Consider the following 25,166-nt stretch of genomic DNA (forward strand, 5'->3'; position numbering starts at 1 on the left):
GCTCTTCTTTCTCTCGTGACTACTTGGTCTCTTCAGCTGCGGCAACGCCGTCGAGCTGAAGCAAATCCTTGGCCGCGCGGGCCAGGCCCTGCGGGGTTGGTTCTGCAGCGATCGCATGCACCGGCAGCCCTGCTGCTGCCATGGCCTTGGCAGTGGGCGCACCGATCGCGATGGTGTGCACGCTGGGCGGCAGCTGGTCGCCGGCCAGCTGGGTAAAGCGCCGGGCCACGCTGGGCGCCGAGAAGACGACCAGATCCATCTCAATCAGTTTCCCACCAATAGCCCCGGGCGGCAGGATGTTCAGTGCCCCCTTGGCCGTGGCGTCATCCAGCACAGTGCCGGATGCAGGGGCATTGACATTCTGGTAGGCGATCACTTCATCCACCGTGACCGGCTGCCCGGCCAGTCCGGCAGCCAAGGCGGGACTGGCCAGGTCGCCATGCGGATAGCAAATGCGTGCGCCCGGCTCGGGATGCCACTGTTGCAGCATTCCGGCAGCCGATTGCAGTTGCGGCTGGACCTCGGCCTTCCGGCCCAGCGTGGCGGCAATGGCCTGGCTGGTTTTTTCACCCACCGAGGCGATGCGCAACTGCGGTGGCAGAGGCCGCCCGGCCAGCAGCTGCCCCAGCACCCGCACGGTGCTCACCGAGGTCAGCACCAGCCACGAGTACTGCCCGTCGACAAGCCTGCTTGCCATGCGATCCAGGGCTTCGCGGTCCTGCGGCCAGATGGTTTCGATCAGCTGGGCACACCACGAGGTGATACCCAGCTTGTCGAACTCCTGCACGGTGGCCTCGGCTCGCGCCGGGTTGCGCAGGATCAATGCGTGATAGGCCATGGGTGGATGATCTAGGCCAATCCGGCGATCACGGCCGCGCCATCGGCGATCATGGCATGGGCCAGGTCGCGGCCCAATTGCTGGGCCGAGGCGATGCCGGCGGCGGCAGTGCGCGCGCTTCGGCGCATGGTCTGGGATCCATCGGGATTGCACGCCACGGCTTCCAGCACCAGCTCTCCCCCGTCCAGATGCGCCAAGGCACCGATCGGTGCCGCGCAGCCTGCCTCCAGGGTGGAGAGCAGCGAGCGCTCGGCCACCACCTGCAGGCGCGTAGCCTCATCGTCGAAGGCCGCCAGCGCCTGGTCCAGTGCTTCATGGCCGGAGCCCGCGGTGCGCGTTTCCAGCGCCAGGGCGCCTTGGCCCGGTGCCGGGAGCATGATCGAGGGATCGAGGTATTCGGTGATGTACTTTTCCAGGCCCAGCCGGCGCATTCCGGCCGCGGCAAGGATGACGGCGTCCAGGTCCCCCTGGGTGCCGCGTCCGACGCTGCCGTCATCCAGGGTTTCGCCGATCCCATTGACCCGGCCCAGCCTGGTAGGCACGTTGCCCCGGATATCCACGATCTGCAGGTCCGGGCGATGAGCCAGCAGCTGTGCCCCGCGGCGCGGCGAGCCGGTGCCCACCTTGGCGCCCTGCGGCAATTCATCGAGGCCAAGCCCGTCATGCGAGCACAGCGCGTCGCGCACATCTTCACGCGCGGGGATGCAGGAAAGCACCAAGCCCTCGGGCTGGGCGGTCGGCAGGTCCTTCAGGGAATGGACCGCCAAATCGCAGCCGGAGTCCAGGAGGTGCTGGCGCAGCGCCGCGGCAAAGACGCCGGTCCCGCCGAGGCTGGCCAGCGATCCGGTGACCACATCGCCTTCGGTTTTCACCAGCACGGTTTCCACGCCCAGCCCGGAAATTTCGGACAGCTTCTGGGCTGCCCAGCCGGTTTGCGTGGTGGCCAGCGCGCTGCCGCGGGTGCCCACCTTGAAAGTTGCGCTCATGGCTGGGGAACTCCCACTTCCGAGTCGACAGCTGCAATAGTTGGCCGCAGCGTTCCGTCCAGGGCCCGCTTTTCGCAGCATCCCGGACGGCACACATCGAACCACGGCCCGCCTTCAACAACGGATTGGCGCCCCTCGCGCAGGGCCTTGCCGTCGGCGCCGAGCAGGCGTTCTTCGATCAAATCAACCAGGCCGGAGACGAAGGCCGCATGCGTGCCGGGGGTTGCCACCCGGTCAAAGGCCAGGCCCAGTTCCGCGCAGCTGTCCTTGGCTTCGGTATCCAGGTCCCACAGCACTTCCATGTGATCGGAGATGAAGCCAATGGGCACCACCACAACGCCGGCCACGCCAGCGGCGGCATCGGCTTCCAAGGCGTCGTTGATATCCGGTTCCAGCCACGGGGTGTGCGGCGCGCCCGAACGCGACTGGTACACCAGCGAATGCTCCAGTCCGGCAGCTTCATCCACCTGGGACAGGATGTATCGGGCTACCGCGCGGTGCTGGGCGGTGTAGAGGTTTTCGCCCAGGGTCTCGCGGATTTCCTGCGGACCGGCGGCGTTGGCATCACCCAGCGGGATCGAGTGGGTGACAAAAACGATCTTGATCGCACCCCCGGCCTTGCCGGCCTGCTCGAGCTGGGCGCGAACCGTGGCCAGGGAGCTGCGAAGCCCCTCGACAAACGGCTGAACAAAGGCCGGGGTGTCAAAGAACTGGCGCAGCTTGTCGACTTCGACCTCGCGATCCAGGCCGGTGGCCAGAAGACCCATGCCCAAGTCTTCGCGGTATTGGCGGCAGGCCGAATAGCCGGAGTAGGCACCGGTGCCCAGCATCAGCACCTTGCGATGGCCATCATCGGCCAGCTGCTGCAGGGTGTCATTGACGAAGGGGTGCCAGTTGCGGTTGCCCCAGTAGATCGGCAAGTTGATGCCGCGTGCTGCCAATTCGGTTTCCAGCGCGGACTTCAGTTCGCGATTCTGCTCATTGATCGGCGAGACGCCGCCGTTCTTGCGGTAGTGCACCGCAACCTCTTCGAGGCGTTCATCGGGGATGCCGCGTCCGCCGGTGACATTGCGCAGGAAGGGCAGGACGTCGTCCTGCCCTTCAGGGCCGCCAAATGAGGCCAGCAGCAGGGCATCGTACGCTTTGGGGGCCATCCGGCCGTTCTGGTCATAGCCCTCGCGCGGATCGAAGGACTGGCTCACTTCAGTACCTCAAGCGCCTCGGCGGCCGAAATGCGGCGTCCGGTGTAGAACGGGGTCTCCTCACGCACGTGGTGGCGGGCCTCGGTGTAGCGCAGGTGGCGCATCATGTCGACCAGGTCGATCATGTCGTCAGCTTCCAGGCAGATCTGCCACTCATAGTCGCCGAAGGAGAAGGCGGCCACGGTATTGGCCAAGACGTTCGGGAACTCGCGGCCCAGGATGCCGTGGTCGCGCAGCATCTTTCCGCGCTCCGCAGGGTCCATGGTGTACCAGTCGGTGGAGCGAACGAACGGGTAGACGGTCATCCATTCCTTGGCGCGGATGCCCCGCGCGAAGGCCGGCGAGTGGTTCTTGGCGAACTCTGCTTCGCGGTGCACCGCCATGGTCGAGTAGGCGATCTGGGTGCCTTCCAGCAGCGCCGAACGGCGGATCTGGCGCATCGAGGCCTGCAGCAGCTGCGCCGAAGGCCCGTGGACCCACACCATGATGTCGGCATCCTCGCGCATGGCCGAGACATCGTAGATGCCACGCACGGTGGCGCCCTCGGCGGCCAGCTGCTCGATCAGGGCGTCGAACTCGGTGGCGGCCTCTTCGCTGCGATCGATCATTTCGGAGCGCTTGAAAATGGTCCAGAGCGTGTAGAAGAAGGTCGGGTTCTCCCCGGCATTCGCCCGTTCATTCATAACCGGCGAATTGTGCTCAGGTGCGTTGCTCACGTGATGTTCTCCTTGATCTGGGAATCTGAAATTGGATGTGGACATCCACAGTTGTTTGCTAAGTTCTCAGCGGGCGCTGATGGCCACGGCGCGGCGTGCCTGGCCGATCACCCGCGCCAGGCCCGTGCCCGAAATCCAGGCGCCAACCACATCAAGCCCGTCAAAGGGGGCAAGCGCCTGTTCCAGTTGCTTCCGGCGTTCCATGGCGGCTTCGCCTTGCAGCGGCACCATATCGCTGAAGCGCGAGACGGCACTGCCCAAGACATCATCCCGATGCAATTGAACACCGAGAATCTTTGAAGCGTCTTTGATTGCCAACTCGATCAGCTGCTGGTCATCACCGGAATCCACTACGGGATCCTGCTCGCCGATCCGCCCGAAGGACAGGCGCAGGACGTGGGTTCCGGGTCCTGCCTCATCGGCAAGCCACGGCCACTTCGCCGTGGAGTGGGTCAGCGCCTTGGCGGTCAACGGCGCTTGCTTGGAGACCAGCACGCCCGAGCCGCGCGGCGCGTCGTCCAGCTCCGGCTTGTCCACCACCAAGATGGCCAGGGCAATAGCGTTCGGCGCGTTGTCGTTGCTAATTCGCGCCTTGTCCGCCAGCAGCGGGTTGATCAGTTCCAGCGCCCCGGCCGCCGGGGTGGCGATCACTACGCGGTCGGCGCGGATCTCCTGGCCGAGGCTGCTGAGCGCATAGGGAACCGGCGCCTGCGCGTCGTAGCTGATCGCGGTGACCGGCGAGTTCCGGACCAGTGCGGCCCCGTCCTCCTCCAGCTGCTGCACCAACGCCTGGACCATGGTGTGCATGCCGCCGTCGAGCCCGCCAACGCGCGAGCCAGCCGGAGCGGAAGCCTGCAGCGCGGCCACCGCCTTGGCCAGCGATCCGGTTTCCTGCATGGCCTGGCGCAGCCCCGGGGCCGCGGCATCAATTGAAATCTTCGCCGGGTCGGTGGAGTAGACGCCGTTGACCACCGGGGCCACCAGCTGGTCCAGGACCGCCTGCCCCATGCGGGTGCGAACCACCTCGGCCACGGAAAGCTTTTCGGTGGCCCACTTCTTGTTCATTGGCGTAATCAAGTCGGCTGCGGCACGCACCGTGGCAGCACGGCCGATAATATTGCGCACCTCATCGCTGCGGACATCAGCAGGGATGCCCATCAGGGCCGTTGCCGGCATCGGATGCGCGAGAATCCCGTCCTGGCCGTCCTGGATCATCCATGCTGGCTTGCCAGAAGTCTTGGCAATCCGCGGTGACAGCCCCAGCTCATCGAGGTAGCTGGCTACGGTCCCCTGGCGCAGGGCAAAGGATTCGGCACCGGCATCTACCGTCAAGCCGGCCACTTCGGTGGTACGCAGGCATCCGCCAAAGCTGTTGCCAGCTTCCAGGACGGTTACTTCATGTCCGCTCTGGCGCAGGTCCCGGGCCGCGACCAGCCCGGCAATGCCGCCGCCGACGATGACCGCGTGCGGGGCTTGGGCCGGCTCTTCGCCGTGGTGGACCTGCTTGGCGTGCCGTGCCTCGCTGGCCTTGCGCACCTTTTCGAGCAAGCGCAAAGCATGGGCCGGCGCTTCTGCCGCCTTGTCCCGACGCGTAGCTGCTGCGGGCGTTGATTCCTTGCTCACGTACTTAGCACCTTCTACCTTCACACTTTGCGGCCGGAGTCTTGGGCAGGGCATTGCACAGGCTCACCCAAGGCATTGCTTCCAGCTTAGACCCGATGAATTACAGCGAGTGAATGAGCTCGACCACTTTGGTCAGCACCGTCGGGTCCGTGGTCGGCGGAACACCATGTCCCAGGTTCACCACATGTCCGCGAGCCTGCTTGCCTGCCTCAACCACTTCACGCACATGGGCTTCGAGGACCTCCCATGGCGCGGTGAGCAGCGCCGGGTCGATGTTGCCCTGCACCGACACCTCCTGGCCAAGACGGCCGATGGCGGTCTGAAGCGGAATGCGGTAGTCCACGCCCACGGTGTCCACGCCGATATCGCGCATGGCGCTCAGCAGTTCTCCGGTCCCGGTGCCAAAGTGGATCATCGGCACTCCCAGGTCGCGCACGTGGTCCAGAGCCAGGGAAGAATAGGGGGCAACATATTTTTCGTAGTCCGGCAGCGACAGCGAGCCAGCCCAGGAGTCGAAAAGCTGGGCGGCGGAAGCACCGGCTTCAACCTGCGCGCGCAGGAACAGGCCCGATGCCTTGGCGGCCCACTTCATCAGCCCATCCCACACTTCGGGCTCGCTGTGCATCATGGTGCGCGGGCCCAGGTGGTCGCGGCTTGGCTTGCCCTCGACCATGTAGGCGGCCACGGTAAACGGCGCGCCGGCGAAGCCGATCAATGGGGTCTTGCCCAGTTCGGCGACGGTGAGCTTCACCGCTTCGCGGATTGGTTCCAGCGACTCGTCGGTGAGCTCTGGCAGCGCCGCCACCTGCTCTGCGGTACGAATCGGGGTGTCAAGCACCGGACCCACACCGGGAACGATGTCCACGCCGATCCCTGCCAAGCGCAGCGGGATGACAATGTCGGAGAAGAAGATCCCGGCATCAACCTTGTGGCGGCGCACCGGCTGCAAGGTGATTTCGCTGGCCATGGCGGGATCCAGGCAGGAATCGAGCATGCTCACGCCTTCGCGCAGCTTCATGTACTCAGGCAGTGAACGGCCAGCCTGGCGCATGAACCACACGGGGTGATGCGACGGCGTTTTGCCGGTCAAAGCCTGGATCAAAGCGGAATCTCGGGTACGTCCATCAAGCATCGGATGGTTCTGCGACAGGGTCATGTTCCAATTCTGCCAACTCTTGAGTTTAAATGCTCATTCAGGACGTTCGCCTGAAGCCGAAGGTGAGCAACCTAACCCACTGCGGGCGCCCGAATTTAGGCAAACCTGCGTTGTTTGGCTTCCCGATCCGGCTTATTCTAGGGGCACTGTGGTTTTCTTATCTCTTGTCGCTTCGCATTCGCAGCTCGATCTTGAGACCGTCGCGCAAATTAGCGCCTCGGCCGACGGGCTGGCAGCTGCCTCCGTTAACGGCTCGGCGGCCATCAATGGTGCCGTCGTCCTTGCCACCTGCAACCGTTTCGAGGTGTACGCGGATGTTGAACAAGCCGATGACGCCGCCGATCATCTGGTGGCGACGCTGGCGCAGCACACCGACCTCTCCCCTGACTTCCTGGCACGTCGGCTGACCACCCTCGAAGGCGAACCAGTCATCGAGCACCTTTTCTCGGTGGGTGCCGGCCTGGATTCGGCAGTGGTCGGAGAACGCGAAATTGCCGGACAGGTCCGCCGCGCGCTAACCCAGGCGCAGCAGGAAAAAACCACCACCAGCAACCTTACCCGCCTCTTCCAGAACGCCACCCGAGCTGCCAAGGACGTCGGCTCGAACACCGATCTGGGAATGCAGGGCAAATCCGTTGTTTCGGTCGCTCTCGATCTTGCCGAAGAGCTGATGGCCGGCGACCGCGAGTGGTCCGAACAGGATGTTGTGCTCTTTGGCACCGGCTCCTACGCAGGGGCCACCATGGCGCTGCTCAAGGAACGCGGCGTCAAGCGCATTTCTGTGTACTCGCACTCCGGCCGCGCCGCAGACTTCACCGCCAAGCGCGGCGGGTTCCCGCTCTCCGATGAGCTTTTGCCCCAGGCACTGCGTGAAGCAGATGTCATCGTTGGCTGCTCCGGCGGCGGACACCAGCTTTCGCGTGCCGAGCTCGAAGAGCTGCGCGTGAAAAACCACCCGCTGATCGCCATCGACATGGCCTTGACCCACGATTTTGATCCGACGCTGGTTGAATTGCCTGACGCCGAGCTGATCACCCTTGAATCGGTCCGCATGGCGGCACCGACCGAGCAGGCCATGGCCGTGCATGCAGCAAGTCGAATCGTCAAGAAGGCCACCGCAGAGTTCGCCGCTGCCCAGCGCGAGCGCGAAGCCGATTTCGCTATTGTTGCCTTGCGCCAGCACACCAAAACGGTTCTTGATGCGGAGATCGCCAAGGTGCGTGCGCAACACGGTTGCACCGCCGCCGCGGAAGAAGTCGAACTGGCCATGCGCCGCATGGTCCGCCAGCTCTTGCACGTCCCAACGATACGTGCGCGTGAATTGGCCGGCGAAGGCCGCACCGATGAATACGTTGCAGCCCTCGAAACCCTTTATGGCTTGGAGTTCTCCGAGCCACAGGCCACGGAACCCGCTGTACAGCCAGTCCAGGAGCACGCCTCGGCCCTGGCGGCCAGCTGCCCGGTGAACTCCGAATCAAAATCCGCGTAACTAGTACACGAGGATTGATTTTCAGTTCCGCATTCCAAGTCAAAGCATGGAATACTACTTTCAACTAGATCACTTCCCGCAAAGTTCGAGTTGGACGTGGGAGTTGATTGCCTAGCAGGTGGAAAGGCCGGATTCGACATGACGGAACTTGAAAATATCAAAGGTGCCCGTTCACAGCGCCTGCCGCGTGAAGCCCGGCGCCGTCAACTCCTGCAAGCCGCGCACCAGGTTTTTGTTGCCCATGGCTACCACCGTGCGTCCATGGATGAAATCGCTGAAGTCGCTCTCGTCTCCAAGCCGGTGCTCTATCAGCACTTCCCCGGCAAGCGTGAACTGTACCTGGCGTTGCTTGACTCGCACCTTGCCGACTTCAGCCGGCAGCTCGATGAGGCGATCGAATCAACCACCGACAACCGCCAGCGCGTCTTTGCCACCATCAACACCTACTACAGCTACATCAAGGGCGAATCCCAGGCCTATCGCCTGATTTTTGAATCCGATGTTCTTTCCGATGCCCTGATCGCGGGACGCATCGAGAAATTCAACAATGCCCTGGCCACCTCCATCGCCCGAGTTGTTGTTCAAGACACCGACATGAGTGAAGCCGAGGGCCTCTTGGCCGGCCGGGCACTGGCTGGCCTTAGCCAGGTTTCGGCACGTTATTGGGCGTCCACCGACGAAGAAGTGGACCAGTCCACAGCCGTTGATCTGATTTCGCGTTTAGCTTGGCGCGGAATTTCGCAGTTCCCCAAGGAAACATAGCTAAATTAGTCTTCAGGGAACCCATACGGGACACCTAATTCTTTCGAGAGGATCAGCGACAATCATGGAAATCCGGATTGGCATTCAGAATGTAGCCCGCGAAGTTGTACTTGAATCCGAGCTCAGCAACGCAGAAGTCAACGATCTGGTTTCAAAGGCCATCGCCGATGGAACAAGCCTGGCGCTCAAGGACCCCAAGGGCCGCGAAGTATTGATTCCATCTGCTGGGATCGCATACGTCGAGATTGGCCCAGAAGAGGTCCGCCGCGTGGGCTTCGCCCAGTAGCATTTGCACCATGGCAGGCTTCCAGTGCCTGCAAGATTTGGCTGGCTTCCCTTCAAGGGAATCCAGCCATTCTTTGTCTCAATGGTGATTTGATTCACGCAACTGTGGTAGTGCTAAAGGGTGACCGATCGACGAATCCGCAGCCCCCGCCCAGCACCAGCCAGCGACTTGGCCCAACTCCTGCTGGGACTCGAAACAGAATTCGAGGTGCCCGCGCCCTTCGACGAGGCAACCCTTGCTGCCGCCGAGATTGCGGTGGCGAATCTGGTCTTGCCAGCCGAAGACGCCACGGGGATCCCGTTTTTCACCATTGATCCAGAGGGCGCCACCGATTTGGATCAGGCGATGTATCTGGAAAAGACCGGCGATGGCTACATCGTCAACTATGCGATCGCCGATGTGCCGGCCTTTGTTGAACTCGGTGGTGCACTGGACCAGGTAGCCCGCGAACGAGGACAAACCTACTACCTCCCGCATCGCAAGATCACCCTTCACCCGCCCTTGATCTCGGAGGACCAAGGTTCCCTGCTGCCCGAACAGATCCGTCCGGCCTTTCACTGGAAAATCTCCCTTGACCAGCAGGGCGCGCTAGGCGCCGTGGAGCTGAAGCGCGTGCGGATCAAGTCTCGCGCCCAGCTGGACTACGCCACGGCGCAGCAACAGCTCGATGGCGGCTCCAAAGATGAACAGCTTGCACTGCTGGCCGAAATCGGCGCATTGCGAATTGAGCAGGAAAGGCTGCGTGGCGGAGCCTCGCTGAATCTTCCAGACCAGGAAATCGAGCCAGACGGCGACGGCTATCGGCTAGTCAGCCGGGTGCCCCTGCCGCTGGAAGATCACAACGCCCAGATCTCCCTGCTCACCGGAATTGCCGCGGCACGCCTGATGCTCGACTCCGGGGTGGGAATCCTTCGGACCATGCCGCAGCCCGAAGAGCAAAACCTGCAGGAGTTCCGTGCTCAAACCCAGCTGCTGGGCCAACCATGGGATGAAGGGGTCAGCTACGGCCAGTATCTTCATGCCTTGGATGTCAGTGATCCAAAGCAACTGGTCATCATGCATCGCGCCGCTTCCTTGTTCCGCGGGGCCGACTACCACGTCATCAATGGCCAGCCCGAGGCGGAAATGATCCAGGCCGCGCTGGCCGCACCCTACGCGCACACCACCGCCCCGCTGCGCCGCTTGGTTGACCGATTCGTGTTGCTCACCTGCCATTTGCTGGCCACCGGCGAAAGCATCCCCGATGAGCTGAAATCCGCTTTGGAGCAATTGCCATCCCTGATGCGCGAGAGCTCCGCCGCAGCTAATCGGGTCAACCGCGCTTCATTGGACCTCATGGAAGCCTATGTCCTGCAAAGCCGAGTCGGCGAGCAGTTCCACGCCATCATCTTGCAAGGGCAGGGCAACGGCCAGGGGAAAGCTTCCGAAGGGCACCTCCAGCTGGTGGATTTGCCCGTGACAGCCAGCTTCACCGGCACAGCCGAACCAGGTTCATTGGCGACCGTGAGGCTCGTTCGCGCAGATCCGCTGCATCGAAAGATCAGCTTCGAAATCGTGGCCCAAAACTCCTAAGCCAAGGTTTTTGGGCAAAACCCGTTATGCTTGGGCTATTAGAAAATAGGATGCCCGATCGCAATGGGCTGAGAAATTAAACAGTATCTTGGTGGCTTCCCAGCGGTCACCATTCCCTGGGGCAAAGAAATTCCCTTGAGTGAAAGAAGCGATCGGCTCCGCTGGAATTGCGCGGCACCGAGCCGCTCATGCTCACAGAAGCATGGGATGAGCAGGTGCTGTGCCCACATGAAACGAGAATATTAATATCGTGAGTGACACGACTTTGGCAGCAGAGGCTGTCGAACCACAAGACAATGAAACGGTCGCGGAACCAGTCCAGGAAAGTTTTGCCGATCTGAACGTGCGCGAAGACATTGTGGCTTCGCTCTCCGAAGCAGGGATCCTTTACCCCTTCCCGATCCAGGCGCTGACCCTGCCGGTCGCCCTGGGCGGCAACGACATCATCGGCCAGGCGAAAACCGGTACCGGCAAGACCCTGGGCTTCGGCATCCCCGCCTTGCAGCGCGTGATCCGCGAAGGCGACAAGGGCTACGAGGACCTCGAATTCCCGGGCGCCCCGCAGGCCCTGATCGTCGCCCCGACCCGCGAATTGGCCATCCAGGTCGGAGCCGACCTGGCCCAGGCCTCGAAGCACTCGAACATCTCGATCACCACCATCTACGGCGGCCGCCCCTATGAAGAGCAGATCAACGCGCTCAAGGCCGGCACCGACGTCATCGTCGGCACCCCGGGACGCCTGATCGACCTGAACCGCCAGCGCGTGCTGAACCTCAAGCAGGTCAAGACCGTGGTCCTCGACGAGGCCGACGAGATGCTGGACCTGGGCTTCCTGCCCGACGTCGAGCGCATCCTGGCCGCCCTGCCGCCAGTGCGCCAGGCGATGCTGTTCTCAGCCACCATGCCTGGCGCCGTGATCACCATGGCCCGCCGCTACATGACCCGCCCGACGCACATCCGAGCCCAGGATCCAGGTGACGACGATTCGCTGACCAAGCGCAACATCCGCCAGCTGGTCTACCGCGCGCACAACATGGACAAGGACGAGATGGTCGCCCGGCTGCTGCAGGCCGAGGGCCGCGGCAAGACCATCATCTTCACCCAGACCAAGCGTTCGGCCGCCAAGCTCTCCGATGAGCTGGTCGACCGCGGCTTCAACGCCGGATCGCTGCACGGCGACCTGGGCCAGGGAGCCCGCGAACAGGCGCTGAAGGCCTTCCGCGCCGGCAAGGTCGATATCCTGGTCGCCACCGATGTCGCTGCCCGCGGCATCGACGTGGACGACGTGACCCACGTGGTCAACCTGCAGTGCCCGGATGACGAGAACACCTACCTGCACCGCGTGGGCCGCACAGGCCGTGCCGGCAACACCGGTACCGCGGTCACCTTCGTGGACTGGGATTCGGTGCCTCGCTGGTCGCTGATCAATAAGGCCCTGGGCTTGAACGTGCCTGAGCCAGTGGAAACCTACTCCTCCTCGCCGCACTTCTTCGCCGACCTTGATATCCCCAAGGGCACCAAGGGGCGCCTGCCACGGGCGAAGAAGGCCAGCAGCGCCGAGGGCGAAGGCTCCGAACGCGCTTCTGATTCCCCGCGCACACCACGCCGCCGAAGCAATTCGCGCTCGCGCACTCGCACCGTCAACGGCCAGCGCACCGACAAGCCTGCCGTCCAGGGCGAGGCTGTCGAGGCAGAGAGCTCGCGCCACGGCCACTCCAAGGGCAAGCAAGATCGTCCGGCACGGGAGAACGAGCGCCATCGCGAGACTCACAAGCCTGGCGCCGACGCTGAAGAGAACTCGAACGCTGCCGCGCAGGCTCGCCGTCGCCGTCCGCGCCGCCGCACCCGCAGCACCGATGAAGGCGGCCAGGGCTAGTTCCCGATCCCCTCGTCAGTACGTTTTTCCGAAAGGAACCTAAGCCAGCGGTGCTTGCTCAACCCGAAGAATCAGCAATACCTGAAACCGGACCTTCTGGCGCCGACGCGCCAGAGGGTCCGGCGACAGCCAATACCGTGTACCACGGGGATAACCTCAGTGCGCTCTCGGCCTTGCCGGAGCAGAGCTTCACGTTGATCTATGTGGATCCACCGTTCAATACCGGGCGGAAGCAAACCCGCGCCCAACGCACCATGGTGCGTGCCACCGAGGGCGAAGGCGATCGCACGGGGTTCCAGGGCCGCGCCTACAACACCGAGCTGGGTACGGCACGGTCGTATCATGACACCTTCGATGACTACCTCAGCTTCATTGAGCCGCGGCTGCGCCAAGCTCATCGATTGCTCGCTGAAGATGGCACCTTGTATGTGCACCTTGATTACCGCGAGGTCCACTACGTGAAGGTTCTCCTCGACGAGATTTTTGGCCGCGAATGCTTCCTCAATGAGCTGATTTGGGCTTATGACTATGGGGCTCGCGCCAAGAACCGTTGGCCTGCCAAGCACGACACGATTCTGGTGTATGTGAAGGATCCAAAGCGCTATCACTTTGATTCCACCGAGGTGGACCGCGAACCGTATATGGCTCCCGGCTTGGTGACCCCTGAGAAGCGCGCCCTGGGCAAGCTGCCTACCGACGTGTGGTGGCATACGATTGTTTCGCCCACCGGCAAGGAAAAGACCGGCTACCCCACGCAGAAGCCTGAAGGGATTTTGCGCCGGATCATTTCGGCGTCATCACGCCCGGGCGACTGGGTGCTGGACTTCTTTGCAGGCTCTGGAACTACCGGTGCCGTGGCAGCCAAGCTGGGCCGCCAGTTTGTCCTGGTAGACCAGAATCCTGAAGCAATTGACGTGATGCGTTCACGGCTTCCCGAGTCGACGACCTACATCAAGGCCTGAGATCCGGTACCTTCCTGAATAATACGTTGCAGCATTTCCGGCTCGGTGAGATTCTCACCGAGCCGGTTCAGTTTTCCGGTTCCGTGATAGTCGGAAGAGCCGGTGACGATCAAATCGTGTTCGGCAGCGAGTTCTAGCAGCCAGCGTTTGCCTTCCTCGCTGTTATCCCGATGATGCACTTCCACTCCGCCCAGGCCCGCATCAATCATGTCGTGGAAGGTCGAATCGGCTACGACACGTCCGCGCTTTGATGCTTTGGGATGGGCAAATATCGGAACGCCACCTGCTTCACGAACCAATTGCACCGCCTTGGACGGGTCCACGGCCGGGTGGGCGACATAGTAGCGCGAACGGTACGAAAGCACGTTGGCAAAGGCCTCATTGCGGTTTTCCACGACTCCGGCCGTTACCAGCGCATCGGCGATATGGGGCCGCCCCACAGTGGAGCCCGGCTGGCAATGGTTGCGCACCAGGTCCCAAGTAATCGGGTAGTCCTCAGCCAGGCGTTCTACGATGCGCTGCGCGCGAATGATGCGGGCATTCAACGCGAGGTCCAGTTCGTCTAGCAGCGGTTGATAGTTGGGATCGTGGAGGTAGCTCAGCAAGTGAACGCTGATGCCATTGGGGTCCTGGCAGGTGATCTCCATGCCGGGGATGAACCCGAGGCCGATTTCCCTTGCGGTAGCTGCCGCCGGCGCCCAACCGGTGGTCTGGTCATGATCCGTCAGCGCCACCACATCCAGCCCAGCGGCAGCCGCAGAGCGTATCAGCTCGGACGGGGTTTCCGTTCCGTCGGACACATTGGAGTGGGTGTGCAGGTCAATTCGCATAAGCCTAGATTATCCCCTGCGCTGATTCTTTGCTGGGATACCGCCGATGGTGACACACTTGGACTATGACCAATCAAGATTCAACTGCACAAGGCGCAGATCAGCCGTTGGAAGACCGAGTGAACAACCGTTCCCAGCGTCCAACGTCCAAAGCATTCCAAGAATTCATGGCCTCCTCGTGGGCTACCGATACCTCTGCATTGCCCGAACAGGATGCAGCTGCAGGCTTTGCAGCGGCCCGTCGCGCAAAGCTCTCGGAGAATTTTGCAGGCGAACGCCTTGTGATTCCGGCCGGTCCGTTGAAGGTCCGTTCCAACGACACCGACTACCGCTTCCGTCCGCACTCGGCCTTCGCGCACCTCACCGGCCTCGGCGTGGACCATGAGCCAGATGCCGTGCTGGTTATGGAGCCTACCGACGATGGCGCCGGCGAAAAGGGCAGCAACCACGTTTCCACCCTGTACTTCGCTCCCATGGCAGGTCGCGACAGCAGCGACTTCTACCTGAATTCGCGTTCTGGCGAATTCTGGGTTGGCCCACGCCCAACATTGTCGTCGTTGGCCGCCCGCACCGGCCTGCCGACCGATTCGCTGGATCAGCTGGAAATGGCGATCACCAAGAATTCCGGTCCTCAGGCCCTGGGCGGCATTCGCATCCGCCTGGTGCGCGAAGTGGACCTGAATATGGACGCCCTGGTGGATACCTCGCGCATCAACACCGGGCAGGACCTGGAAGCCAGCGACGCGATGGACACCGAGCTTTCGGAGTTCGTCTCGGAAATCCGCTTGGTGAAGGACGAGTACGAAATCGCAGAATTGCGCAAGTCTGTGGCCGCCACCATCAATGGTTTCGAGGACGTGGTGCGCAGCCTGGACAAGGCCATGGCGCATCAGCGGGGTGAACGCGTAGTCGAAGGAGCATTCTTTGCCCGGGCGCGTTTGGAAGGCAACGAGCTGGGCTACGACACCATCGCTGCTTCCGGCAACAACGCGACCATCCTGCATTGGATCCGCAACACCGGTTCCGTCAACGACGGCGAGGTGCTGTTGCTCGACGCTGGTGTCGAAGCTGACTCGCTGTACACCGCCGACATCACCCGCTCGTTGCCAGTATCCGGCAAGTACACCGACGTGCAGCGCAAGGTATACCAGGCGGTCCTCGATGCTGCTGATGCCGCGTTCGCTGCAGTGAAGCCGGGGCTCAAGTTCCGCGACTTGCACCTGATCGCTACGCGGGTACTGGCCGAGCGCCTATCCGAATGGGGCATCCTGCCAGTCTCGGTCGACGAAGCCATGAGCCAGGAGGGCCAGCACCACCGCCGTTGGATGCCGCATGGCACCAGCCACCACCTGGGCCTGGATGTACACGACTGCGCGCAGGCGCGTGCCGAGCTGTACTTGGATGCAGAGTTGAAGGAAGGCATGGTTTTCACCATCGAGCCTGGCCTGTACTTCAAGGATGAGGACCTGGCGATTCCGGAAGAGTACCGTGGCCTGGGTGTGCGCATCGAGGATGACATTCTTGTCACCGCTGATGGCGCCGAGAACCTGAGCGCAGCCTTGCCGCGCAACCCGGATGAGGTTGAAGCGTGGATGGCCAAGCTTCGCGGCTAAGAACGGAGCCTGAAGCTTAAAAACCGAGGGTCCCGGTTCAGTTGCTCAACGCAGCTGAACCGGGACCCTCAAGGCTTTAATTCTGCTTTATGCCCCGGACTCGTTGTCCTTGGACTGGGTCGCAGCAGTGTTCTCCGGGTTCACCTTCGGTTCAACCGAGGAAAGGTCTTGCTCCGGCTGGGAGCCAGCCGACCTGTCCTGCGCAACTGGCTTCTCCTGCTCTGGCTTCGGCGCATCCTCAGCCTGTTCCGGCAGGCTTGCGGCAGGTTCTGCTGCGGGCTGTGAATCATTGACTCGCACGCCGTAACGCGGACGTCCATCAGGCAAGTCGGGGAACTGGCCGCGAGGTGGATCGCTGGACTCGGCGGGCTCCGCAGAACCCTGAGGCTGAGCCGGTGCCTGCACCGGATCTGCTGGTGCTTGCTGCTGTACCGGAGCCGGCTGCGCTGCAGCTGGATGCGGGCGCATTGGCAGTTTTGCCGCCAGGGTGCGGGCTGCCTGGGCATGTTCAAAATCGACAACCACGTCAAAGCTGGTGGCCACGAACTGGCTCGAGGATGCGAAGTCGCGCTTTCCGCGGCGGGTCGAATAGCTCACCACTCCGGCAATCATCCAAATAGCCATGCCCAAGCCAATAGATGACAGGATCTGGTACAGGCCGTTGCCGCCACCGCCAAAGAGCGAGAGCAGCAGGCCAACAAACAGGCCCATCATGCCACCCTGGGCTGCGCCAGACAGCGCCACCTTCGGGTAGGAAAGTTTCGCCGTGACTCGCTCAACCGTGCGCACATCATTGCCGACAATGCTTACCGAGGCGACGGGAAAGTCATTGTCTGCCAGGTAGTCAACGAGCTTCTGCGCGTCGAGGTAGCTGGTGTAGCGTCCAAGCAGTTCTCCGCGAGGCAAACCGTTGGGGCTGATCGAATTTACTCCATGAGGCGAGGTCATATCTATATTGTGCACAGGTTTACTGTGAGCCTGCCTAGTTGTGAACTAACTATCGCTGAGGGTGAAAGAAACAGTTGAGAGCTTGTGGCTTTGCACACCGCAATGATCAATGGGACACGATAGTCTAGAGGTGTGAGCGCACAAGTGTCTAAAATCTTCGTCGCCCGGCTTCTCGGGCTTGATGTCTTCGACCCCTTGGGCGACCGCCTGGGCCGTTTGCGCGATGTAGTTGTTGTCTCCCGCGGCCCTCAGAAACCTGCCGCTTGTGTAGGTCTGGTGGTCGAGGTCCCCGGCAAGCGACGGGTATTCGTGCCGATGACCCGTATCCAATCCATGGAAGCCAACCAGGTCATCTGCTCGGGCTTGGTCAACATGCGCCGCTTCCAGCAGCGTGGCCAGGAAATCCTGGTTGTTGCCGAAATGTTTGACCGCACCATCACCTTTGTCGAGGGCTCGGGCCGAGGCGTCATTGAAGACGTGGGCTTGACCCAGACCCGTCGTGGCGACTGGGAAATCAACGAATACTACGTGCAACGCGGCGTTCCCACTTCCTCCCTCTTGGGCTTGCGCTCGCGCCGACGCGACAAGGTGCTGGTGTCCTGGCAGGACATTCGCCACGGCTCCCAGAACGAGCCCCAGTCCGCTGATACCTTCGTGGCTACGCACGATGAGATGAAGCCGGCCGACTTTGCCGACGCGCTGCATGAAATGAATGAAAAGCGCCGTCTGGAAATTGCCGCACACCTCCAAGATGAGCGTCTGGCTGACGTGCTTCAGGAACTTCCAGACCGCGAACAGGTTGAAATTCTCTCGGCTCTGGGCCTGGAACGCGCCGCGGACGTGCTCGAAGAAATGGATCCGGACGATGCGGCGGACCTTTTGGCCGGCATTGGCGAGGAAACCAAGCACCAGCTGCTGGATTTGATGAACGAGGACGAGGCCAAGGACGTTCGCCGCCTGCTCGCCTATCCCGAGGGCACTGCCGGTTCGGTGATGACCCCGGTGCCGGTGATTCTCACGCCGGAATCGACGGTGGCAGAGGCGCTCGCCTCGGTGCGCCTGGAAGAACTGAGCCCGGCACTAGCTTCCACCGTCTACGTGGTTCGGCCTCCATTGGAAACGCCCACCGGCCGTTACCTCGGCCAGGTTCATATCCAGGCGCTGTTGCGCGCCGCTCCCCCCGAACCGCTGGGCGACATTCTTGATACCGAGCTGGAGTCCATGTCGGATCTTGCCGATATTTCAGACGTTGTCAGGCATCTGGCTACATACAACCTCACCAGCGTCGGAGTCACCAACAAAGAAGGCCGACTTGTTGGAGCCATTACCGTCGACGACGTGTTGGACCACATTCTTCCCGATGATTGGCGCTCTCAAGACTAAACGAGCCCCATCCATAGACAGATCAGCAGAGGAGTTCCAGCTATGGCTGAGCAGCGTAAGACTAATGGCCTGGACACCCCACTGGCAGCACGACAACGATTCTGGCCTCGCTTCTCCCCCAACCCGGACCTGTTTGGCTCGGCCACGGAGAAGTTTGCCCGTTTCATGGGTACCCCGCAATTCCTGCTGTACATGACGGTGTTCTGTGCGTTCTGGCTGATCTGGAATTCCGTAGCCCCCCAAGGCTGGCGTTTTGATGATGCCACCATTGGTTTCACCGCCCTGACGCTGATGCTCTCACTCCAGGCTTCCTACGCTGCGCCGTTGCTGCTGCTGGCGCAGAACCGCCAGGATGACCGTGACCGTGTCTCCCTGTCTGAAGACCGCGCCCGCGCCGAGCGCAACCTCTACGACACCGAATATCTGACACGAGAATTGGCTTCGCTGCGTTTGGCCCTGCGTGATGTGGCGACTCGCGACTATGTCCGCTCGGAATTGCGCAATGTGCTCGAAGAACTGCTGGAGACTGCAGACGGCGAAGAGCTGAATCTTCGCGCCAAGAAAAAGAACAGCGGCAAGAACTCATCCCCGCAGACCGGAATCATCGAAACGGTTGCACCCCAGCAGCGGAAGAATACCAGCAAGTGAGCAATTCAGAAGTACTGTTTGAAGCACTGAAAACTGTCAACGATCCTGAGCTTCGCCGCCCCATCACCGAGCTGGATATGGTGCAGTCCGCCCAGCTGGATGGCCAGAAGGCGCGAGTGACGATCTTGTTGACCATCGCTGGCTGCCCCATGCGCTCGACCATTGAAGCGGATGTGACCGCTGCCCTGCTAGGTGTTGCCGAAGTAGAAGATGTCGATGTCACCCTTGGCGTGATGGATCCCCAGCAGCGGGCCGCATTGCGCGAGCGGCTAGCCAGCCGACGCACGCCGTTCTCTGATCCACAGTCCCTGACGCGTGTTATCGCAGTGGCCAGCGGCAAAGGCGGCGTGGGCAAGTCCTCGATCACCGCGAACCTCGCCGCGCATCTTGCATCCCAAGGGCTGAAGGTCGGACTGATTGATGCCGATGTGCACGGCTTTTCCATCCCGTCGCTGATGGGCATTACGCAGAATCCCACACGCATGGACGATATGATCCTGCCACCGGTGGCGCATGGCGTAAAGGTCATTTCCATTGGCATGTTCCTGGATTCGAATCAGCCGGTCATTTGGCGCGGGCCGATGCTGCACCGTGCCTTGGAGCAGTTCCTATCCGATGTCTACTTTGGCGATCTGGACTACCTGTTCCTTGATCTGCCGCCAGGCACCGGAGACATGGCCATCTCGGTATCCCAGCTTTTGCCGAACAGCGAACTTCTGGTGATCACCACCCCGCAGTCCACCGCAACCGAGGTGGCCGAGCGTGCGGGAACGATTGCGCTGCAAACCGATCAAAAGGTCATCGGCGTGGTGGAAAATATGAGTTTCCTGCAATTGCCCGATGGCACGCGCATGGAGGTCTTCGGTTCCGGCGGCGGAGAGAACCTCAGTGAGTCATTGACCCGCCAACTGGGGTATGACGTCAACTTGTTATCCCAGATCCCGTTGGAAGAATCCGTGCGCGTTGGTTCGGACCAGGGCACTCCGGTGGTTCTTGGCGCCTTGCAGTCGCCAGCAGCCCTGGCACTGCAGGAACTGGCGGAGAAACTAGTACAGCGACCGCGCGGACTAGCCGGGCGATCGCTGCCAATGTCGTTCTAAGCCTGTTGTTCTAGGTAGCTTCGGAATCAAAGGGAGCGGCTTCATTGGCCGCGAGCGGTGGCTGCTTCTGGGTTTCTGTAGCAATCGCTGTGCGGACCGGAGCCGCCGCAGCATTCGGAGCGCTCTTGGCCGCATTGATGGCGTCATCAAATTCGTCGACCAGCGCTTCCTTGATGATGCGGCGTGGATCGTACTGCCGGGGATCGAGTTTTCGCCAGTCGATGTCGGCGACTTCATCGCCGACTTCGTCGCGCAACTGCTCCTTGGCCCCATTAGCCATGCGTCGCACTTCTTTGACGAGGTTGGCTAGCTTTTTGGCGTATTCAGGCAGCTTTTCGGGGCCGAGTATGACGACCGCGAGCACCGCGAGAACAATGAACTCGCTACCGTTAATTCCAAAAAGATCCACGTAGAAAGATTACCCTGTCCCAAGCGAACTCACGAAGTCACCGCGCCACAATGCCGGCCCGGGCACCGCTGGTCAACAGTTAATTGGCGGCCCGAAGCCCCAGAGGAATTCGCGGCAACGACATGGTTTTCGCCGGGCGATTGGCCGGATTGCGATGCGCCAGGGCATCGCGAAGCATGGCGCGGCCGCGGTGGATTCGTGACCGAACCGTTCCGAGCTTCACATTGAGGATCCGGGAAACCTCCTCATAGGAGAAACCTTCCATATCGCACAATACGATGGCGGCACGGAATTCCGGAGACAGCGCCCGCAACGCTTCTTGCACGTCCACATCCAAGTTGTTGAATTCGAAGTAGCGCTCGGGGGTGATGACGTTCCCTGGCAGGCGCTCTTCAGCGCCATCGGCAAATCCATCAAAGCGGATCTTGCTCTTGCGTCGAGCCTGGTCCAGGAAGAGGTTAGTGGTGATGCGATGCAACCAGCCGCCCATGGTTCCAGGAGTGTAGCCATCCAGGGCTTTGAAGGCGCGAACGAATGCTTCTTGGGAGAGATCCTCCGCGTCGTGGCGGTTGCCAGTTAAGCGGTAAGCCAGCCTGAATACCTGTTCGCCGTGCTCATGGACCATTTGTTCCCATGTCGGCGTCGTGGTTTCTGGGGCCGCAACGGCCGAAACTGATTCACTTGGTACATTGTTCACTCTTCAAGTATGAGCTGGGAAGCTGAGCTGAAGCTAAGAATCCCCTACAGGTGAACTATCAAGTTGAACAATTTCGCTTCTCGCGCTGGGTACGATTGATACTGGCCGTCAACTGACAACGTTATTGAGGATCCCCGCCCATGCCTTCGATGAATCCAGAACTCTTCGCGAGCTGGACCTACACCCAGAACCACATCAGCGAGCCCGAGCATGTTGCCCCGGTACGCGAACGTGCGGAGGACCTGGGAGTACGATGCATCGATCCAGCCGGCCGGTCCATGCTGCAGCTGCTGTGCACCTTGCGCCGCCCACGCAACGCGGTAGAAATCGGCTCGGGCGTCGGTGTTGCTTCCCTGGCCATGCTCGAAGCCGTTGGCCCTTCACTGACCTTGACAGCAATCGAATCCGATCTGGAACATGCCAACGCCATGCGCCAGGGGTTGCGCGAGTCCGGAATTCCTCTGGCCCGCGCCAGGATCATCACCGAACGCGCCGAAAACGTGCTCTCGCGCCTGGCTGATCACGCCTATGACCTGGTGCTGATCGATGCCGGCGCTGATTTGCTGCTGGAGTATGTTGCCGAGGCCAAGCGCCTTGTGGGCGTTGGCGGAGTGATTATCGTGAACAATGCCTTTGACGAGCACCGCTTGGCCAAACCGGCCGTACGAAAGACATCCACCGTCATGACCCGTGATGCGTTGCGGATGCTGCGCGAGGACCCGCGATTGCAGACCCATCTGTTCCCCACCGAGCAAGGATTATTCGTAGCCACCGTCATGCCGCCGGCAGCTCCAAAGCCTAGGTAGGCAGGCAAAAAGGACCGACGTGGTTGTCGGTCCTTTATTACTATCGCGTGGTTGCGATCAAGCTGAATCAGTCAGTGACCTTTAGAAGGCAGTCGCGCAATTCGGTCGCTTCAGCGTCATTCAACTCGACGACCAGCCGTCCACCGCCATCGATTGGCAGGCGCAGGATCAGGCTCCGGCCCTCTTTAACGACTTCCATTGGCCCATCACCAGTACGTGGCTTCATAGCAGCCATTGAGCTGTTCCCTTCGTCTGTGGCTAACGCGCGCAACAATTTTTGCGTTACGCACAACCGAATGCCTTGTCCAACATCTGCCCAGATTCCCGGCTGAGTTGGGACTCTTATCTTCTATTATTACTAATTTTCTCTCGTGTCGCTAATCACACGCCGTGACTCCAGGTCACGAATGGTATTTTCCAGAGTCGTGATTTCGGCTGCAAGCACGTCCAGCACATCATCAACCTGATCGCAGCGGTAACCTCGCAGGCCCAGGGAAAAACGCACTTTGTCGATATGTTCTGCGCGCGGATTCTCAGGGAGCAATACTGGCGGCAAAGACGCCTGGTGTTCCACCAATCCGACGATCGGCTCGTGGGGCGACTCGAAGTGCCGGCCCACGCCCAGTTTTTTGCGCTGCCCAGAGAGCAGCATCGCGACGGCCCCCACCAGGAGCAGCGCGATCAAGATCAGCAAGAATGGCATCGACTTCCCCTACACCGCTTGTTCTGGGGCAGGCTGCTTATCAGCCATGCCCAGGACCAGATCCACGGCTTCGTCCGGATCATCGGTCACCGTAAACAAGTTCAAGTCCTTCGCAGCGATGGCCCGTTCCGCGGCGACCGTATTGGTCAGCCAGTCCACCATCCCGCCCCAATAGGATTTGCCAACCAGGACAATTGGGAAGCTCGTGATCTTCTGGGTTTGCACCAAGGTCAAGGCCTCAAATAGTTCATCCAGCGTGCCAAAGCCGCCAGGAAGAACGATGAAGCCTTGCGAGTACTTGACGAACATGGTCTTGCGAACGAAGAAGTACCGGAAGTTCAGGCCCTTGTTCACCGACGCATTCAATCCGGTTTCGAAAGGCAGCTCAATGCCCAGCCCCACCGAAATGCCGTCATTGTCGGCGGCACCCTTGTTGGCCGCTTCCATTACGCCTGGCCCGCCACCGGTGATGGTGGTGATTCCGGCTTCAGCCAAACGGCTTCCGATGCGGTGGGCCATCTGGTAATACGGGCTTTGCGGATCAGTCCGAGCAGATCCGAACACCGCAATCGCTGGGCCGGTACCCGCAAGAGTGCCAAACCCGTTGACGAATTCAGATTGGATCCGCAGGACACGCCACACGTCGGTGTGGGTCACATCTTCCTGCGGGCTCTCCAATAGGTAGTGGTCGAGCTGGTCTTCTGGACGCTTGCCTGGCCAATTCGCTTCGACGTGACGTTGCCCCGCACGAGCGTTCTCTTCGCTCTTTCGCTGATGAACCATAACTTCACTCTATCTGTAAATTCACTCCGAGCCGGACTGTGTCGCGACACCATTAAAGTGACAGTTATGTAACAACTAAGTGTGACTTATTCGAAGTAGCGCGTAGCAAGCGTCACATCAAGTAATGTCTATTGCATGAACAGCGATCATCAGGCTCAGGCTTCTACAGCTGGCCCCATCGTCCAACTGACTGGGGTCAATAAGCACTACGGTGCCCTGCATGTACTCAACAACATCAACCTCGAAGTCACCAAGGGCGAGGTAGTTGTGATCTTGGGTCCGTCGGGCTCGGGCAAGTCCACCTTGTGCCGTGCCATCAACCGACTGGAAACCATCGACGAGGGCACCATCAAGATTGACGGCAACACGCTGCCTTCTGAAGGCAAGGCACTTGCCAAGTTGCGCGCCGACGTTGGAATGGTCTTCCAGTCCTTCAACCTCTTCGCGCACAAGTCCATTCTGGAGAACGTGACCCTCGGCCCGATCCGGGTCAAGGGCATGAAGAAGCCAAAGGCCAAGGAATTGGCAATGCAGCTTCTTGAACGAGTCGGAGTGGCGAACCAGGCCGACAAGCTTCCCGCCCAGCTTTCTGGCGGACAGCAGCAGCGTGTGGCCATCGCGCGAGCCCTGGCCATGAAACCCAAGGTCATGCTCTTTGACGAGCCCACCAGTGCGCTGGACCCGGAAATGATCAACGAGGTGCTCGACACCATGGTGGGGCTGGCCAAGGAAGGCATGACCATGCTTGTGGTCACCCATGAGATGGGCTTCGCACGCAAGGCCGCAGACCGCGTGATCTTCATGGCCGACGGACAAATCGTTGAACAGGCCACTCCGGAAGAATTCTTTACCAATCCGCAATCTGACCGTGCCAAGGACTTCCTCGGCAAGCTCATTACCAACCACTGATTTCATCATCCCGCATCCAACAGGAGGAACCATGCGTAAAACTCGTTTTGGCACCATCGCAGCAATGGCAGCTATCGGGGCAATGGCCCTGACATCATGTGGCGGCTCGGGCAACGAGGCTGACGGCGACAAGATCCGCATCGGCATCAAGTTCGACCAGCCAGGTCTGGGATTCAAGGACGGCGACAACTACACCGGCTTCGATGTGGACGTTGCAAAGTACGTAGCCAACGAGCTGGGCTACCCCGAAGACAAGATCGAATTCGTTTCGGCTCCTTCGGCCAACCGCGAGACCATGCTGCAAAACAAGCAGGTCGACATGATCTTCGCAACCTATTCGATCACCGATGAGCGCAACAAGGTCATCGACTTCGCTGGCCCGTACTTTGTCGCTGGCCAAGATCTGCTGGTTGCTTCCGATTCCGACATTGATGGCCCAGAGGCCTTGAACGGCAAGAACCTGTGCTCGGTAACCGGTTCCACCTCGGCCCAGAAGGTCAAGGACAAGTACGCCGAGGGAACGAATCTGCAGGAGCTCCCGGGCTACGCAGAATGCGTCACCCAGATGAGCGGCGGCACCATCGACGCGGTCACCACCGATGACATCATCCTTGCCGGTTTGGCAGCCCAGCCTGCATACAAGGGCAAGTTCAAGGTTGTAGGCAAGCCATTCAGCGAAGAGAATTATGGCGTCGGCCTGCCAGACGGGACCGACAAGTGCAAGGCCATCAACGAAGCGATCACTAAGATGATCGACTCCGGCGACTGGCAGAAGGCGTTGGACAAGAACACCGAGGGCACCGGATACACTCCAAACTCGAAGACCAACCCGCCAAAGCTCGCAGATACCTGCGCCTAGCATTTCCTGA

26 protein-coding genes are annotated in these 25,166 nt (G+C 61.0%); 13 read left to right on the plus strand and 13 right to left on the minus strand.

The features are described 5' to 3' along the window. Nucleotides 1-19: 19 nt before the first annotated feature. The 6 genes from AC6CHO_RS01270 to hemE form a co-directional block, all read right to left on the minus strand. Nucleotides 20-838 carry a uroporphyrinogen-III synthase gene (locus AC6CHO_RS01270; protein WP_498213250.1) on the minus strand — a complete coding sequence of 273 codons (819 nt, stop codon included), beginning with the start codon at nucleotides 836-838 and terminating at the stop codon, nucleotides 20-22. A gap of 11 nt (nucleotides 839-849) precedes the next feature. After that, nucleotides 850-1,824, minus strand: coding sequence for a hydroxymethylbilane synthase (gene hemC, locus AC6CHO_RS01275; RefSeq protein WP_498213252.1), 975 nt, complete (start codon nucleotides 1,822-1,824; stop codon nucleotides 850-852). Next, a complete protein-coding gene (locus AC6CHO_RS01280) occupies nucleotides 1,821-3,026 on the minus strand; it encodes a ferrochelatase (RefSeq protein ID WP_348536397.1) in 1,206 nt (401 codons plus the stop codon). The genes hemC and AC6CHO_RS01280 overlap by 4 nt, the downstream gene beginning before the upstream one ends. Beyond that, nucleotides 3,023-3,709, minus strand: coding sequence for a hydrogen peroxide-dependent heme synthase (gene hemQ, locus AC6CHO_RS01285; protein ID WP_060703421.1), 687 nt, complete (start codon nucleotides 3,707-3,709; stop codon nucleotides 3,023-3,025). The genes AC6CHO_RS01280 and hemQ overlap by 4 nt, the downstream gene beginning before the upstream one ends. A gap of 99 nt (nucleotides 3,710-3,808) precedes the next feature. Beyond that, entirely contained in the window at nucleotides 3,809-5,365 is a 1,557-nt protein-coding gene (gene hemG / locus AC6CHO_RS01290) for a protoporphyrinogen oxidase (RefSeq protein WP_498213254.1), read from the minus strand. Nucleotides 5,366-5,465: 100 nt separating this feature from the next. After that, nucleotides 5,466-6,521, minus strand: coding sequence for a uroporphyrinogen decarboxylase (gene hemE, locus AC6CHO_RS01295; protein WP_444662953.1), 1,056 nt, complete (start codon nucleotides 6,519-6,521; stop codon nucleotides 5,466-5,468). A gap of 148 nt (nucleotides 6,522-6,669) precedes the next feature. Between hemE and AC6CHO_RS01300 the strand changes: the two genes are divergently transcribed. The 6 genes from AC6CHO_RS01300 (at nucleotide 6,670) to AC6CHO_RS01325 (ending at nucleotide 13,468) form a co-directional block, all read left to right on the plus strand. Beyond that, nucleotides 6,670-8,010 (plus strand): glutamyl-tRNA reductase, encoded by a 1,341-nt coding sequence (locus AC6CHO_RS01300; RefSeq protein WP_498213257.1) that lies wholly within the window; start codon nucleotides 6,670-6,672, stop codon nucleotides 8,008-8,010. Between the two features lie 138 nt (nucleotides 8,011-8,148). After that, the gene (locus tag AC6CHO_RS01305) at nucleotides 8,149-8,772 is read left to right on the plus strand and encodes a TetR/AcrR family transcriptional regulator (RefSeq protein ID WP_444662950.1); all 624 of its coding nucleotides are present in this window, start codon (nucleotides 8,149-8,151) and stop codon (nucleotides 8,770-8,772) included. Between the two features lie 64 nt (nucleotides 8,773-8,836). Next, nucleotides 8,837-9,058 (plus strand): DUF3107 domain-containing protein, encoded by a 222-nt coding sequence (locus tag AC6CHO_RS01310; RefSeq protein WP_022873951.1) that lies wholly within the window; start codon nucleotides 8,837-8,839, stop codon nucleotides 9,056-9,058. Between the two features lie 120 nt (nucleotides 9,059-9,178). After that, the gene (locus tag AC6CHO_RS01315; RefSeq protein ID WP_498213260.1) at nucleotides 9,179-10,630 is read left to right on the plus strand and encodes an RNB domain-containing ribonuclease; all 1,452 of its coding nucleotides are present in this window, start codon (nucleotides 9,179-9,181) and stop codon (nucleotides 10,628-10,630) included. A 250-nt stretch (nucleotides 10,631-10,880) separates the two neighbouring features. Beyond that, complete coding sequence (locus AC6CHO_RS01320; protein ID WP_498213262.1) at nucleotides 10,881-12,506, plus strand: DEAD/DEAH box helicase; 1,626 nt, start codon at nucleotides 10,881-10,883, stop codon at nucleotides 12,504-12,506. Nucleotides 12,507-12,583: 77 nt separating this feature from the next. Beyond that, on the plus strand, nucleotides 12,584-13,468 hold the full coding sequence (locus AC6CHO_RS01325) for a DNA-methyltransferase (protein ID WP_498213781.1): 885 nt from the start codon (nucleotides 12,584-12,586) through the stop codon (nucleotides 13,466-13,468). Here AC6CHO_RS01325 and AC6CHO_RS01330 read toward each other — a convergent pair. Beyond that, nucleotides 13,453-14,298 carry a PHP domain-containing protein gene (locus tag AC6CHO_RS01330; protein ID WP_498213263.1) on the minus strand — a complete coding sequence of 282 codons (846 nt, stop codon included), beginning with the start codon at nucleotides 14,296-14,298 and terminating at the stop codon, nucleotides 13,453-13,455. The two genes, AC6CHO_RS01325 and AC6CHO_RS01330, sit on opposite strands and share 16 nt — an antisense overlap. 65 nt (nucleotides 14,299-14,363) lie before the next feature. Here AC6CHO_RS01330 and AC6CHO_RS01335 point away from each other — a divergent pair, with 65 nt between their 5' ends. Beyond that, entirely contained in the window at nucleotides 14,364-15,911 is a 1,548-nt protein-coding gene (locus tag AC6CHO_RS01335; RefSeq protein WP_498213264.1) for an aminopeptidase P family protein, read from the plus strand. Nucleotides 15,912-15,998: 87 nt separating this feature from the next. On the opposite strand, the gene AC6CHO_RS01340 is transcribed toward AC6CHO_RS01335, so the two are convergent. Beyond that, the gene (locus AC6CHO_RS01340) at nucleotides 15,999-16,859 is read right to left on the minus strand and encodes a YflT domain-containing protein (protein WP_498213266.1); all 861 of its coding nucleotides are present in this window, start codon (nucleotides 16,857-16,859) and stop codon (nucleotides 15,999-16,001) included. A 132-nt stretch (nucleotides 16,860-16,991) separates the two neighbouring features. Here AC6CHO_RS01340 and AC6CHO_RS01345 point away from each other — a divergent pair, with 132 nt between their 5' ends. From AC6CHO_RS01345 to AC6CHO_RS01355, 3 genes are read left to right on the plus strand one after another with little or no spacing between them, the layout of a single operon-like run. Further along, a complete protein-coding gene (locus tag AC6CHO_RS01345) occupies nucleotides 16,992-18,242 on the plus strand; it encodes a magnesium transporter MgtE N-terminal domain-containing protein (RefSeq protein ID WP_498213268.1) in 1,251 nt (416 codons plus the stop codon). Nucleotides 18,243-18,284: 42 nt separating this feature from the next. Then, nucleotides 18,285-18,890, plus strand: a complete 606-nt coding sequence (locus AC6CHO_RS01350; RefSeq protein ID WP_060702050.1) for a DUF1003 domain-containing protein — start codon at nucleotides 18,285-18,287, stop codon at nucleotides 18,888-18,890. Continuing rightward, nucleotides 18,887-19,990, plus strand: coding sequence for an Mrp/NBP35 family ATP-binding protein (locus AC6CHO_RS01355; protein ID WP_498213270.1), 1,104 nt, complete (start codon nucleotides 18,887-18,889; stop codon nucleotides 19,988-19,990). Before AC6CHO_RS01350 ends, AC6CHO_RS01355 begins: the two co-directional genes overlap by 4 nt. A 10-nt stretch (nucleotides 19,991-20,000) precedes the next feature. Here the strand turns inward: AC6CHO_RS01355 and AC6CHO_RS01360 are convergent, their stop codons facing one another. Then, on the minus strand, nucleotides 20,001-20,399 hold the full coding sequence (locus AC6CHO_RS01360) for a sec-independent translocase (protein WP_060702052.1): 399 nt from the start codon (nucleotides 20,397-20,399) through the stop codon (nucleotides 20,001-20,003). A gap of 79 nt (nucleotides 20,400-20,478) precedes the next feature. Then, the gene (gene sigE / locus AC6CHO_RS01365; RefSeq protein WP_236995326.1) at nucleotides 20,479-21,024 is read right to left on the minus strand and encodes an RNA polymerase sigma factor SigE; all 546 of its coding nucleotides are present in this window, start codon (nucleotides 21,022-21,024) and stop codon (nucleotides 20,479-20,481) included. 212 nt (nucleotides 21,025-21,236) lie between these two features. On the opposite strand from sigE, the gene AC6CHO_RS01370 reads away from it, so the two are divergent. Next, complete coding sequence (locus AC6CHO_RS01370; RefSeq protein WP_498213272.1) at nucleotides 21,237-21,902, plus strand: O-methyltransferase; 666 nt, start codon at nucleotides 21,237-21,239, stop codon at nucleotides 21,900-21,902. A gap of 67 nt (nucleotides 21,903-21,969) precedes the next feature. Here the strand turns inward: AC6CHO_RS01370 and AC6CHO_RS01375 are convergent, their stop codons facing one another. The 3 genes from AC6CHO_RS01375 to AC6CHO_RS01385 form a co-directional block, all read right to left on the minus strand. Further along, on the minus strand, nucleotides 21,970-22,137 hold the full coding sequence (locus AC6CHO_RS01375) for a DUF3117 domain-containing protein (protein ID WP_074439749.1): 168 nt from the start codon (nucleotides 22,135-22,137) through the stop codon (nucleotides 21,970-21,972). 123 nt (nucleotides 22,138-22,260) lie between these two features. Then, nucleotides 22,261-22,605: a DivIVA domain-containing protein gene (locus tag AC6CHO_RS01380; RefSeq protein WP_498213274.1), complete on the minus strand. Its 345-nt coding sequence runs from the start codon at nucleotides 22,603-22,605 to the stop codon at nucleotides 22,261-22,263. A gap of 9 nt (nucleotides 22,606-22,614) precedes the next feature. Beyond that, complete coding sequence (locus AC6CHO_RS01385; protein ID WP_498213275.1) at nucleotides 22,615-23,388, minus strand: LOG family protein; 774 nt, start codon at nucleotides 23,386-23,388, stop codon at nucleotides 22,615-22,617. A gap of 177 nt (nucleotides 23,389-23,565) precedes the next feature. Between AC6CHO_RS01385 and AC6CHO_RS01390 the strand changes: the two genes are divergently transcribed. Both AC6CHO_RS01390 and AC6CHO_RS01395 read left to right on the plus strand, forming a co-directional pair. Next, nucleotides 23,566-24,297 carry an amino acid ABC transporter ATP-binding protein gene (locus tag AC6CHO_RS01390; protein ID WP_171919658.1) on the plus strand — a complete coding sequence of 244 codons (732 nt, stop codon included), beginning with the start codon at nucleotides 23,566-23,568 and terminating at the stop codon, nucleotides 24,295-24,297. A gap of 31 nt (nucleotides 24,298-24,328) precedes the next feature. Further along, entirely contained in the window at nucleotides 24,329-25,156 is an 828-nt protein-coding gene (locus AC6CHO_RS01395; protein WP_498213276.1) for a glutamate ABC transporter substrate-binding protein, read from the plus strand. The last annotated feature ends 10 nt before the right edge of the window (nucleotides 25,157-25,166 follow it).

The organism is Glutamicibacter sp. GQ173, assembly GCF_059759215.1.